The following is a 14,766-nucleotide window of genomic DNA, read 5'->3' as shown; positions in this document are numbered from 1 at the left end:
ACCCATGGCAAAATCACTATCTCCCTTTACCAAGCAACAACTCTTGCCACAAGAAGAAACTCTTGAAATATTTAAGCGTAAAGGAGAATTATTTATCGGTATTCCAAAAGAAACCGCTTTTCAAGAAAAACGTGTTTGCTTAACACCCGATGCTGTTTTTGCCCTGGTAAGTAACGGCCATAGGGTTTTGCTTGAATCTGGTGCTGGCGATGGTGCTAATTTTAGCGATAAGGACTATAGTGAAGCCGGGGCGGAAATAACTAACGATACCGCCAAAGTTTTTGCTTGCCCCATGATACTAAAAGTAGAACCGCCAAGTTTAGAGCAGGTAAAATTAATGAACCCTCAAACTATATTGATTTCTGCCTTACAGATAAAAACACAGACTAAAAAATACTTTGAGGCACTCGCATCCAAACGGATTACTGCCTTGGCATTTGAGTTTATTAGAGATTCTGACGGTACTTATCCGGCAGTAAAAACCTTGAGCGAAATTGCGGGTACGGCCTCCGTTTTGATTGCTTCGGAATTGTTATCAGACACCAAAGGAGGCAATGGCTTGATGTTTGGAAATATTAGTGGGGTGCCCCCTTTAGAAGTTGTTATTCTGGGTGCGGGAACGGTGGGCGAATTTGCGGCCAGAAGTTCTATAGGCTTAGGGGCCAACGTAAAGATTTTTGATAATTCGATTACTAAATTAAGGCGCATCCAAACGCATCTGGGCAGGCCTTTGTTTACTTCTACCCTGCAACCAAAAAATCTGACCAAAGCCTTAAAACGCTGTGATGTGGTTATTGGAGCGGTAAGAGGCAACAACCGCTCACCAATAATTGTATCGGAAACCATGGTGCAATCCATGAAAAAAGGGGCCATTATCATTGATGTCAGTATCGATATGGGTGGCTGTTTTGAAACCAGCGAGGTAACATCCCACAAACAACCAACCTTTGTTAAACACGGGGTGGTCCATTATTGCGTGCCCAACATTCCTGCCAGATATTCCCGTACGGCCTCTGTGTCCATCAGTAATATTTTTACACCCTACTTATTGAAAATCGCTGAAGATGGCGGTTTGGAAAATTCCCTTCGATTTGATAGAGGTTTAAAAAATGGATTGTATTTTTACCACGGAATTTTAACCAGCAAGCCCGTTGGTGAGTGGTTCGATTTGAATTACAGCGATATTAATTTGATTATTTTTTAAAAGAAATGCCCAAAATAGGGCAAACGCTTTTAAAAGCCCAAGTATCTTTGTGATTCCGATAGTTATCGGGACGTGTAATTCTTCGTGTATCTTTGTATTACAGTTATTGCACAGAGATGTACAAAGCTAACACAGAGGCACACAAAGCAAAAAAAACTAAATGGGGTTACCCATTTAGATCACTTAACAAATGGAGTTTGATAATAACATTATACAACCACCCCGCCAATCGGCACCCCTCCTTGAAAAAAGGAGGTTACTTTAACGAGAACAATTTTAGTTTAAGTTGAAAAAAGTAGTTTGTAAAGTCCTCCCCTTAATTTCAAGGGGAGGTGCCAAAAGATAAAGATCAAGATTAGTAAAATGGTCATGGGCGGAGGGGTTAAATTATGTTTATGAAAAATAATTTGGTTAACGTTTTTAAAGATAATTTAACAAATATTGAAAAATTTTTATTACATGACAAAAAAAGATGTTTCATTAAAAAAATTATTTAAGTCGACCCCTCCGCCTATCGGTATACCAAAAAATCGGTACAGGCTCTACCCCTTGAAAAAAGGGGAGGAATTATTTAAGGAGTTTTTTTTAATAATTTGATGTTAATAAATTGTTGTCATGTACTTAAGAGAAATTTATAAGCCACAATAAAAACAAGAGATTGCTGCATAAATTTGAATTTACATTTTCATTTATTTGGTGCCTGATAATCAAACTCTTGATTTTTAAGTGGATAACCCTAAAACTAAAATAAATAAAAGAGTTCATTATGAGTTGTTTAGACCTTTTTTTAAAAGCGTTTGATCTGCTGCCCAAAAGAACCTGTTGTACTACACCTAAAGAAATTTAATGAAACTTATTCAACGTATTGGTTATTATCTTGGAGGATTTTCCCTTGGATTAATAATTTTGGCTTTCTTTTTAAATGGAAAAAAAACCTCTTGTAGCTATGGTCCTGACGCCCGCGTCTTAAAAAACATTCGATTAAAGAAAATTGTATATTCCAATAACATCCACACGCAATTAACTACCTACCATGTAGATTCCGTAGCCATAAATTATGTACTAAAAAAGGGAAATATTAATTTTCCGGAAAGCAATGCGAGACAAAAACCTTGCGGAATGTATCAAGTGGAAGGATCATACAATAAAAAAGACATTGTTTTAACTGTTGAAAACTGCGATAGCATCGCCACGATAACCAATTTCAGAATAGCACAGTAATGATTGCAAAACGTTGTTTTGATATCGTATTTTCTATAGCTGGATCCATGCTCCTTGCTCCTATTCTTATATTGATTGCCATTATAATAAAATTAGATTCCAAAGGGCCTATTTTATTCATTCAAGGCCGTGTTGGAAAAGGCAATAAAGATTTCAATATCTATAAATTCAGGACCATGCGCACCCAATCCGAAACAAAAGGATTGCTTACTTTAGGAAACCATGATGCTCGAATTACCAAGGTCGGTTATTTTTTACGGCGCTATAAAATGGATGAATTACCGCAACTCATAAATATTCTGAAAGGCGATATGAGCTTTGTGGGTCCCCGACCGGAATTGCGCTATTATGTCAATTTTTATAGTGAAGACGATATGAAGATATTTGTGGTTCGTCCGGGCATTACGGGGCTTGCTTCATTAAAATACCGAAACGAGGTAGAACTTTTAAAAGCCGCCGAAAATCCAGAAGAATTCTTTATAAAAACCATCATTCCAGATAAACTTAAATACAACAAAACGTATATTGAAAAACGGAATTTTTTCTTCGATTTAAAACTTATCTTTATTACAATCATACAAGTTGTAACTAAGTAAAACTTGTTGCGTATTCTGGTTTGCATAAGCCCCATATTATTCCTACTTTGGAAATGTTTTGCACCCCTTGAAAACAGCACTTAACCGAATGTGCATCAAATGAACCAAACCACCTATAATAATATAAAATTACTCATTGAAGATTCTGGGTTATTTCATCCGAACGGAAAAACTAAAAAAACATTTCAAAACTTTGATTTTGCCAATGAAACCATTTTAATAACGGGAGCTGCCGGCTCCATTGGTAGCGAACTTGACAAACATCTTCTGGCATGTAATTACAAAAAACTTATTCTTGTCGATATAGCCGAATCCCCGCTCTATAATTTAATTGAGGAATTTGAAAATGAAGATTCAAATAAAATAGAATGTTTGCTTTTAAATATTACTGAAAAGGATTCTGTTGAATATCTTTTCAAGACCCACAAGCCCACACTGATTTTTCATGCGGCGGCTTATAAACATGTGCCTTTAATGGAAGCGCATCCGTATGAAGCTGTTAAAACAAATATTTTGGCCACCAAACTATGGGCAGATTTGGCAGTAAAGCACGCTGTTAAAAAATTCGTTTTTATTGGTCTCAAATAGAGTTAAAACTATGTACTTTAGTGCATCTCGCTTTAGCTTCTAAAAATTTTGCCACGAATCGCACTAATTTTCACGAATTCTCTCGTTTCCTGAAAAGGTGGGCGTAAATAATTTACTATCTATTTCACGAATGCAACAGACTTTCAGTCTGTTTTAAAAACCTATGGCACTTTAGTCCATAGTGGTTTAGTTCTACCGATAAAGCGGTAAGCCCCACAAGCGTTATGGGAATGTCAAAACTCATTGCGGAAAATTATATCGTACAGCTATCACAAAAAAGCGGTACCCAGTTTTCAATAACGCGTTTTGGGAATATCATGGGGGGTCCAATGGTTCCGTACTGCCTCTTTTTAAAAAGCAATTGGACTCTGGCTTGCCTTTAACACTAACCAGTGAAACCGCATCGCGCTATTTTATAGACAAATACAAAGCTTGCAATTTAATTTTAAAAATTGCCACTTTTAATAAATTGGAAGGACAAATATTCACTTTCAATATGGGAGACCCTATAAAATTAATGGATTTGGCAAATTGTGTTATAGATTGTTTTCCAGAAAAAAAGGAAGCGGTAGAAATAAAAATTACGGGCTTACGTACCGGAGAAAAGCATCATGAAGAAATTATTTCGAAAAACGAATTATTGTCAGCTACTACAGATAAAGATATTTTTAGGGTAACACGAAAGGATGAAAAAATAGTTGAAAATATAGATTGGAATAAACTACTCAACATTATTCCTTACCAATCTCCTCAAGAAATAAAGAAGATATTATTGAACTGGTTTAAACTTTTTCCATTTGCTAAAAAATTGCCCCCAAACTAAATTTGGGGCAGGCTCTTTTTTACCCACTTTTCGCCTTTTTTTCCTTCCATAGCTCTGCTATGTAACTCAAAAAAGTCTTCAATTGGTCAAAAAATGACTAATTTTCGCTTAAATGTAAAAAGTTTAAATCAGTTTATTGAGTTGTATCTAAGTACATCGCAAAAATTGATTTTTAGAAATAAACTACTAGTACTTTTTAGGATAATCAAGACCTCACAGTTTTGAAAACCTGTGAGGTCTGCGATACAAACAAACCTTAATACACTAAATGTATTTTTGGTTTATATTTCTATTCTAAAATTTTTGTCATGTGCTAAAAGTTGTATGTAGAAACTACAAAGTTTTACGTCTGTTTTTTTCTTTTGTTAAAAGCGCCAGTTCTCTACCTGTTTGTCCTGCTACCGATGTATTTTCTTCTGCACGCCGTATCAAATAAGGCATCACATCCTTTACAGGCCCAAAGGGTACATATTTGGCCACATTATATCCTTTGTTTGCCAAATTAAAACTTATATGGTCGCTCATACCGTACAGTTGGCCAAACCAAACCCTGGGGTCGTTATTCTCCAAACCCTTTTCTTCCATTAAATCCATCAATAAATAGGAGCTTTCTTCATTATGGGTCCCTGCAAATACCGACATATCTTCTAGGTTATCAATCATATATTTTAAACCTGAATTAAAGTTTTCATCTGCAGCCGCTTTATTTTTACAAATTGGTGATTCATATCCTTTTTCTTGGGCCCTTTCGTTTTCTTTTTCCATATAGGCACCGCGCACTAGCTTGTAACCAACAAAATAACCCGCTTCCTTCGCTTTTTTATGCTCATTATTTAAAAACGCCAACCGATCGTGCCTGTACATTTGCAGGGTATTGAAAACAATGGGTTTTTCGGTATTGTATTTTTCCATCATTTGTGTTACCAAGGCATCAACGGCATCTTGCATCCAACTTTCTTCTGCATCAATTAAAATGGCGACATTGCTTGCTTTGGCCTTTTTGCAAACCATATCATACCGTTTTACAACCTGGTGCCATTCTTCTTGTTCTTTATCGGTTAAAGTGCCGCCTTTACTTACTTTTTTATATAAGTACAAGCGGCCAAAGCCCGAGGGCTTAAACACCGCTATAGGAATGGCTTTAATTTCTTTACAAAACTCAATGATTTTAAGGGTAACATCTCTGGCATGATCAAACTCTTTTTCACTTTCTTTGCCTTCCACCGAAAAATCCAAAACCGAACTTACCCCTTTTTCATACATTTTATTAATAACGGGCAAGCAATCTTCTTCATTCACGCCTCCACAAAAATGATCAAAAACAGTCGACCTTATAAGTCCCTCAATGGGCAAGTGCGCTTTAAGCGCAAAATTTGTGGCTGCTGCACCTATTCTTACTAATGGTTCAATGGAGATCATTTTGAACAAAAAGTAGGCACGTTCCATTTCCGAGTCGTTTTTTAAAGCAAAAGCGATTTCGGTATTATCAAAAATAGGGTTGTTTCTTTGCATTATACTCAATATTTAGTGCAAATATAATTATCCGCAAGTTATCATTTTATATAAAATCTCCTTAATTTCGTGTTTTCAAAAAAAAACTTTTTCATGGATTCTATTGCAACACATAATTGTACCATTCATTTTCAAAACAACTGTTATCCTTCTATAAACGAACACCTCAATAAACGTAATTTTTCTAAAATTTTTATTTTGGTAGATGAAAATACCCACCAACATTGTTTACCATATTTTTTAGAAAAAATTGAAACAGATGTTAGCATCGAAATCATTGAAATAGAATCTGGAGAACTGAACAAAACCATAGATACCTGTGTGGGTGTTTGGAATACGCTATCGGAATTGGATGCCGATAGAAAAAGTTTGCTCATTAATATAGGCGGAGGCGTTATTACCGATTTAGGTGGTTTTGTAGCCTGTACTTTTAAGCGTGGCATTGCTTATATAAATGTGCCCACCACATTATTGTCCATGGTTGATGCCTCGGTTGGCGGAAAAACAGGTGTTGACCTGGGGCATTTGAAAAACCAAATAGGTGTGATAAGCAACCCTGACCTGGTGCTTATAGATACCTACTATTTACATACATTACCACAAAACCACATGCGCTCTGGTTTGGCGGAAATGCTGAAACACGGCTTGATAAACGATGAAAACTATTGGAACAAGTTTCAAGATCTATCAAAGCTTTCTTTACATAATTTAGATGCATTGATTTATGAATCTGTCATCATTAAAAAGAATGTCGTTGAAAAAGATCCTTTTGAAAATAACTTAAGGAAGACTTTAAATTTTGGGCATACCCTTGGGCATGCCATTGAATCCTACTTTTTAAGCAGTCCGGACAAAACAACCTTGTTACATGGTGAAGCCATTGTAATAGGTATGATTTTGGCAACTTATATCTCAACCGAACTAGCTGGCTTTCCAAAGCAAGTTGCACATCATATTAAAACCCTTTTTATAGATTATTATGGAAAAGTAACCATCGAAAAATCTGAATATGCAGCCATCATGCAATTGCTTAAATACGACAAGAAAAACAACCATGGCAATATCAATTTTGTATTGTTGGAGGCCATAGGGAAACCACGAATGGATTGTTTGGTTGATGATGATATTATAATGGACGCCTTTGAATTTTATGCGTCGTAATTATCGCATTTTTGTACCTTGATAATTTTACCATGTACCACATGCTGAATCTTTTTACCAAAAAAATATTTTTAAAGGACTTACTGGAAGATTTTGTGGATATCCACAATCACATCCTCCCAGGTATCGATGATGGTGCAAAAAACGTCAAGGAATCTTTATTGTTAATCAACAAGCTAAAGGAATTAGGCGTAAAGCAATTTATACCGACCCCGCACATCATGCAGGATTTTTATCCCAATACTGATGAAACCATTGGGGATGCTTATCAATTATTATTGGAAAACCTAGATAAAAAACTTATTGGCAAAATCACCATCAATCCTGCAGCAGAATACATGCTTGACAGTCATTTTGAAAAGTTATTGGGTAAAGGCAATCTGTTCACTTTAAAAAAAAATCACGTGCTGGTTGAAATGTCCTATTTACAGCCTCCAATAAATTTAGAGACCCTTATATTTAAAATCAGAACGAAGGGATATACACCCGTTTTAGCCCATCCTGAAAGATATTCCTATTACCATAATAACTTACACTATTATAAAAAACTAAAGGATTTAGGATGTTTATTTCAGCTCAATTTGCTCTCATTGAGTGATCATTATGGTAAAAGTGTGCAGAAAACGGCACTGCATTTAATAGAAGAAGAATTCATGGATTTTGTGGGTACCGATGCCCACAACCTTGTACAAATAGAAAAACTGTTCCAAATAGCTATCGATAAAAAAATGGAGGAAAAAATTTTGTATTTAATTAAAAACACGAATGCTACTTTTTCAGTTATTTAAGATTTCCTTCTAAAAAAACCTTTCTTTTTTTGCGCTCCATAATAACCATATTGGGCACCATATCCAAAATTCCCTTGACTTACATCGTTAACTACCAGCATCATGCCGTTAAGTTTATGGTTCTCATGAAGTTCCTTAGCAAAGTTCAGTATTTGTTTTTCGGTATAACCTGCCCTTGTTATATAAATGGTATGTCCGGCATACTGGCTTATTAATAAGGTATCAGTAACCAACATGGCAGGCGCGGTGTCCACAATAACATAATCATATTGCCCTGAAACCGTATCGAACAATTCCTTTACCCGGTCGGTCATCAATAATTCCGCAGGATTTGGTGGCACCTTGCCGGAAAGTAAAATATCTATTTTTATATCGTTAATGGTGTACGTGTTAATTACTTCTCCCAACAAAATTGAATTATCCACCAAATATTCCGTAAAACCAACTTCGGAGGCACCTGCTTTGACTTGTTTTTTTATTGCCGAGTGTATTTGAGGATTTCTAATATCGGCACCAATCAACAAAACCCTTTTATTGGTATTGGCAATAGTGAGTGCGGTATTGATACTAAAAAAGGATTTTCCTTCGCCAGAAATAGTCGATGTAACAAAGATGACGTTATCATAATTTTCAATTTTTCTACCCCGTCTCACATAATCAAAATTCGTTCTGATAATTCTAAATGATTCAGATAATATGGACCTGTCATGTTTTTCAACCAATAAACTTCCTTGTTTTTTGGAACCCTCATTCACTTTTGGGATTTCTCCCAAAATGGTTATGTGATTGATTTCTTTTTGCAAATCTTCTTTGTTATGGATCTTGGTGTCCAATAGATCTGAGACATAAATCGCTCCAAAAGGGATTAAAAAACCAATGAAAAGCGCCCCAATGTATAGCATCTTGCCATTTGGGGATATAGGATTACCGGAATCATAAGCCTCATCCAATATTTTAAGATTTGGTGCCGTGGAGGTCAAAGATATGGCAGCCTCTTCCCTTTTTTGCAATAAATACAAGTATAAAGATTCCTTAATCCCTTGTTTACGCTCGATACCTCTTAATTTACTTTCTTGGCCCGGTACAGAAAATATTTTAGAACTAATTCTGCTGGATTGGTTTTCAAGGCTGTTTATCTGAATGTTTAAGGTCTTCTTTGCATTATTTATGCTTTGGCTTAAACTTTGCCTAATGTTATTTAATGTTTGGTCCAATTGAACCACCACAATATTCTTTTCCCCGGCACTTTGCAAAAGTTTTTCCCTGCTGGCCAACAGCTCATTATATCGAGCAGAAAGCCCACTTAAAGCAGGGTCTCCCATACCTAAATTAGAAGGTATGGCTTTTAAGGAACTGTCTGGACCCACCGATTCGTCCATATAATTCAACAACCGCAATTGTGTTTTACTTTCCGTCAATGCTTGTTCATTTTGGGCGCTTGAACTTAAAAATTGTCCAGCTTCCGAACTCACATCTGTTAATTTATTTCCTGTTTTAAACCGTACGATGCTATCATCCACACTAACAAGATCGGAGGCAATCAATTGCACACGCGAATCAATAAAATCAGCCGTATTTTTTGATCGAATGTTCTTTAATTCAGAGGTGTATTGGTCGTACTCATAAATCAAGGCGTTTAAAATATCCTTTGCTTTTTGGGGAATGGGATCCACTAAATAAAGATTCAGGGCCTTTGATTCACTTGCCGCTTGATAGACCTCTATTCGTTTTCTTAAAAAATCGGTCACGGCATTCAAAGGCGTTACTTCAACCCGTATGCTATTTCCAATTAACGAATTCGCATTTTTATATTTAGGCGTTACCACCATACTACCAAAATAAGTAGGAATGTTTTCTCCAAACGATATGGTTTTGGGAGTATCAGTTTCCGATATTTTATATTCAAAAGCCGTTTCGGAAGTAATATCTATAAAAAAATTAAAATCGACTTTATTCAATATGGAGTCGGAAGCTATAAAATTGACCGCAATGGGTGCGCTATTATAAAGTTCGAATTCCAGTATGCGGCCCTTTGTAAAATATTGTACATTTAAATTTAGTTTTTTTGCAACATTTTTGATAACGCCCCTTGATTTAAAAACCAATATTTCATCTTCAATTTCAGCATTCGTACTATTTGTGTAAGGAGACAGATCACTAAGTGCGGCACCCGGAGAAGACTTATCATTTTCACTTACCAGCATGATGTTGGCCATGGCCGAATATTGCGGTGTTGTATATCTTAAATATAAATAAACCAGCCCAAAACAAACAAGCAGACTTAAAACAAACCACTTCCATTGTTTTACGTACAATAAAATAGTTTTCTTTAAATTAAAGCTATTGGAGGCTCCAGAAGGTATTATTATATTTTGATTTGATTCCATTTTTAAATTTATTAGAAACGAGTAGCCAAAAGAATGGCAGTCATTACAAATGATGCATATCCCAAAAACTGTCCTATTCTCAGATCGCCACCTGAACCACTAATGGCTGATGTATTGGGCTGAACATAGACCACGTCATTTTGTGTTAAAAAATAAACAGGCGAGTTAAACACTTCTTTATTTGTGATATCTATCCTCGTGTATGTTTTGGCACCATTAAAGTCTCTTATAACCAATATATTATCCCTTCTTCCTTTAAGGTCTAGATCACCCGCGTTGGCTATAGCCTCCAATATGTTGATGCGCTCTCCAGAAATTGGATACACCCCAGGGGAAGTTACGGCGCCAAGCACTGAAATTCTGAAATTTAAGATACGAATGTTGATAACAGGGTCTTTTAGATAGCCATTTGAAAGCTTTTCCTTAAAAAGTTGTTTAGCTTCTTCCACAGTCAGCCCTAGCAGTTTTATCTTTCCCAAAACAGGGAAATCTATATTGCCTTCAGTATCTATCAAGTAATCTATTGGGGTGCTATTTTGTCCACTTTCAACAATTAAATTGAATGGTTTTGCAGCAGTTAGATCATAAGCAGATACATTGATGCTTACAATGTCATTAATTTTGAATCTTGAGGTAAAAGTGTCGGTATTTACTATAGTCTCAAAATCTTTGGCATTTTGAAAGTAAACAACATCTTTTTTGGTTGTACATGATGTTAGGAATAAACTAACTGCACATAATACTATAACCAATTTTCTTGTTAAAATGGATTTATTCATCAATGATATTATTTGGGGAGCAATTTAATGAAAAATAATAGATTTAAACGGTGTTGGATAATTTATCCGATTTATCATTCAATATACCTTTCACTTTTTTATAGATTTGGACTTTTTTGTCAAACCGTTCATAGTCTGAATTGTTGGATTTGTATTCGGGTATCAACTGTTTCATTTTCATAACAATATTATTGTTTTGAAAGCGGTTGGTAATACAAAGCTCTTCAATCTCAGATTTTATGGCCGCATAATCAAGTTCTCTGGTCTTACTGATCAATATTTTTTTATGGTATGTGGTCAAGGTGTTTTCTCCATTCGCCAATAGCTCTTCATAAAGTTTTTCACCGGGGCGCAATCCCGTGATTTTGATATCGATATCTTCCGGAAAACGAAGTCCGGAAAGCTTGATCATATTTTTGGCAAGGTCATATATCTTAACAGACTCGCCCATATCAAAAATAAATATTTCGCCTCCCTTGCCCATAGTGCCTGCCTCCAAAACCAATTGGGAGGCTTCTGGAATGGTCATAAAAAACCGTGTAATGTCTTCGTGTGTTAAGGTTAAGGGCCCTCCATTTTCAATTTGTTTTTTAAACAATGGAATTACCGAACCATTGGAACCCAACACATTACCAAAACGGGTGGTAATAAATTTGGTTTTGCTCTCTTTTTGCAAGCAGCTAATGTACATTTCTGCCATACGCTTGGTAGCCCCCATAACACTGGTTGGGTTTACGGCTTTATCTGTAGAAATAAACACAAATTTCTTAACATTATAGCGCGATGATGTATCTGCTAAAAGTTTGGTGCCATTAACATTTATTTTTATGGACTCATAAGGAGACTTTTCCATTAATGGTACATGCTTATAGGCCGCAGCATGGAAAACCATGGTTGGTATAAACTCTTGAAATACACTGTCAATCCTTAAACCATCTCTTATATCGGCTACAATCGCTGTAAAATTATGTTTGCCATCACGCATCAAATCCTGTTGCACATCATAAAGTGGTGACTCTGCCTGATCTACCAATACAAGGTGCTTCACATCAAAAATTGAAAGCTGTTTAACCAGCTCGCTACCTATGGATCCCGCAGCCCCTGTGATTAAAACAGTTTCTCCGCTAAACTCATTTAATAAATTTGGATTATCGATTTTTATGGGTGCCCTACCTAATAAATCTTCAATCTGTACTTGTTTAATTTGGCGAACATTCAGTTCCCCATTAATCCATTTTTCAATAGGCGGCACCTTGGTTATCTTAACATTTAAACCCACTAAATTCAGTAAGGTGTCTTTGTTAATATTCTCTGCTGTTACAATGATTTCATCAATATGGTGTAAATCAATATATTCCTGGTCTATTTTGCTTTTAGGGTATATAGAGATCCCATTGATGGATTTTCCGTTTTTTCTGGAGTTGTCATCTATAAAACCCACAACATCAAACCGTTCTTTTACGTTACTTATCAAGGCATTATAAGTTACAATACCAGAATCGCCGGCCCCATAAATTATAACTCTTTTTGAAGATACATATTTACATTTTAAATGGTTGTAAGCCATTTTGAAAACCAGCCTACTGGCACTCAACAAAACAAAACTTAGCAACGTGTGCATGATTATTATGGAACGCGGTATGGTAAAATTTGAAATGACACCCACCTCTTTATTGATAATTACAAACAGGGCACTCATAATGGCCATAAAGGATACTGCTTTAAATAAGGTTACTACGTCTGTAAATCCGGTATGACGGATGACACTTTTAAAGGAACCGAAAATAAAAAAGCTGATGGTAGCCACTACCAATACAAACGGCAGTTGGAATAAAAATTGATTGAATTCAAAATTGAACGTACAATTGAACCGGATAAAGTACGCCATGCAAAAGGTCACTAAAACGATGGCTAAGTCTATTGCCAAAACAAGCCACTTGGAAGCGTACTTTTGTGAGAGATAGGTAAAGTAATTATTTATCATAGGTTTGGGATTTTTGATATTGCATTAAGGATCCTATCCAAATCATCGGGACTTAAATTGGATCCGCTTGGTAAACAAAGCCCTTTATCAAAAAGTGCTTCGGATGTACCATTGGAAAAATGGAGGCAATCTTTAAAAACCGGTTGCATGTGCATGGGTTTCCATAAAGGTCTGGATTCAATATCGTCTTTCAGCAATTCGAGCCTCATGCGCTCTCTTTGCTTGTACGAATCCGTTTTTATACAGGTAATCCATCTGTTGGAAAAGAATCCTGTGGGTTCTTCCAAAAATGATATGGAATTATATTTTGATAGATTTTGTTTGTAAAAATCAAAGTTTCGCCGTCTTGCCTTTACGCGTTCATCAAGCACTTCCATTTGCCCTCTTCCAATGCCCGCTACCACATTGCTCATTCTGTAATTAAACCCAATATGCGAATGTTCATAATGGGGTGCTTGGTCTCTAGCTTGCGTAGCTAAAAACACCGCTTTGTTTTTTAAATCCAAATTATGGGCAATCAATGCACCTCCACCCGAGGTTGTTATTATTTTATTGCCGTTAAATGATAAGATGCCAATATCAGAAAGCGTTCCACAAGCTTTGTTATGGTAGGTACTTCCTAATGCTTCGGCGCTATCTTCCACAACGGGAATATCATATTTTTTTGCAATAGCGTTGATCTCATCGGCTTTATAGGGCATGCCATACAAATGGACCGCTATAATGGCTTTTGGTTTTTTATATTTTTCAATGCGGTCTATAATGGCTATCTCCAGCAATTCTGGAGACATGTTCCAAGTATCAGGTTCACTGTCAATAAATACAGGAGTGGCCCCTTGGTAAACAATGGGATTTGCCGAAGCCGAAAACGTAAAGCTTTGGCATAATACTTCGTCGCCTTGTGAAACATGTAATAATTGAAGTGCTAAATGTATGGCGGCAGTACCAGAACTCAATACAGAAACGTGTGAATTACCTCCTAAGTACTGCTGTATATCGTTTTCAAAACCATCTACATTCGGACCCAATGGAGCGATCCAATTGGTATCAAAGGCTTCATTGACAAATCGTTGCTCCGATCCGCCCATGTGTGGTGATGATAAGTAAATTTTAGTTTTGGTCAACATTAAAAATGATGTTTTTTATTCAAAAATGGCACATGGCAATCTACCACAGAAATAAACTGTGTTAATTTTAATAGAAACAAGATTTTCGGATGGTCCCCTTTTATGCACATACAAAAAAATTATACTAATTAATAGCTTACATTAAATGCTTTAAAATATTCAATCTAGATGTTTATAGATTAATTTGAGAGTTTGAAATATGTTATAAAACACTTAATACAATTAAATTAATGATGCTATTAATCAATTCAATTTTGTGTTTGATGCTGTAAATTTAGTGATTGTTTTTAATGAAAAAGACAACTATTTGGTTATTTCGCCAAAAGAGTTGTTATAATCGGTTAACTACATCCTCCTTTTTTGTTCATAGCAAAATCTTTGTAGATGGTCGATTCATATCGTGCATCGGGTGCACGACAAATTTCCCTAAACTGGAATCTTGACCTGTAAGTCCCGAGTTCTACATAAGAATTAGTGCATACTATTAATAATCAGAAGTTTAATGATTTTGTCATTGCCAGGCAACAGATAAAAAAAATTATCAAGCGATATTGTTGACAATTAAATTGAATTTGAAACTGAAAATTTGAAAATAT

General features: G+C 35.8%; 13 protein-coding genes. 8 read left to right on the top strand and 5 right to left on the bottom strand.

Going from position 1 to position 14,766, the window contains the following annotated elements; translation table 11 throughout:
* The first annotated feature begins 4 nt into the window (after positions 1-4).
* The 6 genes from ACU1LP_RS13855 to ACU1LP_RS13830 all read left to right on the top strand — a co-directional run bounded on the left by ACU1LP_RS13855 (position 5) and on the right by ACU1LP_RS13830 (position 4,432).
* Complete coding sequence (locus tag ACU1LP_RS13855) at positions 5-1,204, top strand: alanine dehydrogenase (protein WP_445732871.1); 1,200 nt, start codon at positions 5-7, stop codon at positions 1,202-1,204.
* 846 nt (positions 1,205-2,050) lie between these two features.
* Entirely contained in the window at positions 2,051-2,425 is a 375-nt protein-coding gene (locus ACU1LP_RS13850) for a hypothetical protein (RefSeq protein ID WP_445736552.1), read from the top strand.
* Positions 2,425-3,021 carry a sugar transferase gene (locus ACU1LP_RS13845; protein WP_445736551.1) on the top strand — a complete coding sequence of 199 codons (597 nt, stop codon included), beginning with the start codon at positions 2,425-2,427 and terminating at the stop codon, positions 3,019-3,021. The genes ACU1LP_RS13850 and ACU1LP_RS13845 overlap by 1 nt, the downstream gene beginning before the upstream one ends.
* 99 nt (positions 3,022-3,120) lie before the next feature.
* Positions 3,121-3,609, top strand: coding sequence for an SDR family NAD(P)-dependent oxidoreductase (locus tag ACU1LP_RS13840; RefSeq protein ID WP_445736550.1), 489 nt, complete (start codon positions 3,121-3,123; stop codon positions 3,607-3,609).
* Positions 3,610-3,833: 224 nt separating this feature from the next.
* A complete protein-coding gene (locus tag ACU1LP_RS13835; protein ID WP_445736549.1) occupies positions 3,834-3,992 on the top strand; it encodes a polysaccharide biosynthesis protein in 159 nt (52 codons plus the stop codon).
* Entirely contained in the window at positions 3,983-4,432 is a 450-nt protein-coding gene (locus ACU1LP_RS13830; RefSeq protein WP_445736548.1) for a polysaccharide biosynthesis protein, read from the top strand. The genes ACU1LP_RS13835 and ACU1LP_RS13830 overlap by 10 nt, the downstream gene beginning before the upstream one ends.
* A 333-nt stretch (positions 4,433-4,765) precedes the next feature.
* Here ACU1LP_RS13830 and ACU1LP_RS13825 read toward each other — a convergent pair whose 3' ends face one another.
* A complete protein-coding gene (locus ACU1LP_RS13825; protein WP_445736547.1) occupies positions 4,766-5,944 on the bottom strand; it encodes a proline dehydrogenase family protein in 1,179 nt (392 codons plus the stop codon).
* A 93-nt stretch (positions 5,945-6,037) separates the two neighbouring features.
* On the opposite strand from ACU1LP_RS13825, the gene aroB reads away from it, so the two are divergent.
* Positions 6,038-7,105, top strand: coding sequence for a 3-dehydroquinate synthase (gene aroB, locus ACU1LP_RS13820; protein ID WP_445736546.1), 1,068 nt, complete (start codon positions 6,038-6,040; stop codon positions 7,103-7,105).
* A gap of 41 nt (positions 7,106-7,146) precedes the next feature.
* Positions 7,147-7,893, top strand: coding sequence for a tyrosine-protein phosphatase (locus tag ACU1LP_RS13815; RefSeq protein ID WP_445736545.1), 747 nt, complete (start codon positions 7,147-7,149; stop codon positions 7,891-7,893).
* On the opposite strand, the gene ACU1LP_RS13810 is transcribed toward ACU1LP_RS13815, so the two are convergent.
* Genes ACU1LP_RS13810 through ACU1LP_RS13795 form a run of 4 tightly spaced genes read right to left on the bottom strand, consistent with a single transcriptional unit; the run spans position 7,890 to position 14,170 of the window.
* Positions 7,890-10,280 carry a GumC family protein gene (locus ACU1LP_RS13810; RefSeq protein ID WP_445736544.1) on the bottom strand — a complete coding sequence of 797 codons (2,391 nt, stop codon included), beginning with the start codon at positions 10,278-10,280 and terminating at the stop codon, positions 7,890-7,892. The two genes, ACU1LP_RS13815 and ACU1LP_RS13810, sit on opposite strands and share 4 nt — an antisense overlap.
* Before the next feature lie 11 nt (positions 10,281-10,291).
* The gene (locus ACU1LP_RS13805; protein WP_445736543.1) at positions 10,292-11,059 is read right to left on the bottom strand and encodes a polysaccharide biosynthesis/export family protein; all 768 of its coding nucleotides are present in this window, start codon (positions 11,057-11,059) and stop codon (positions 10,292-10,294) included.
* A 43-nt stretch (positions 11,060-11,102) separates the two neighbouring features.
* Positions 11,103-13,043 carry a polysaccharide biosynthesis protein gene (locus ACU1LP_RS13800; protein WP_445736542.1) on the bottom strand — a complete coding sequence of 647 codons (1,941 nt, stop codon included), beginning with the start codon at positions 13,041-13,043 and terminating at the stop codon, positions 11,103-11,105.
* On the bottom strand, positions 13,040-14,170 hold the full coding sequence (locus ACU1LP_RS13795; protein ID WP_445736541.1) for a DegT/DnrJ/EryC1/StrS family aminotransferase: 1,131 nt from the start codon (positions 14,168-14,170) through the stop codon (positions 13,040-13,042). Before ACU1LP_RS13795 ends, ACU1LP_RS13800 begins: the two co-directional genes overlap by 4 nt.
* Positions 14,171-14,766 lie beyond the last annotated feature (596 nt).

The sequence above is a fragment of the Mariniflexile sp. genome, assembly GCF_052728615.1.
The sequence above is the reverse complement of the archived record's forward strand: the minus strand, read 5'-3'. Positions and strand labels throughout refer to the sequence as shown.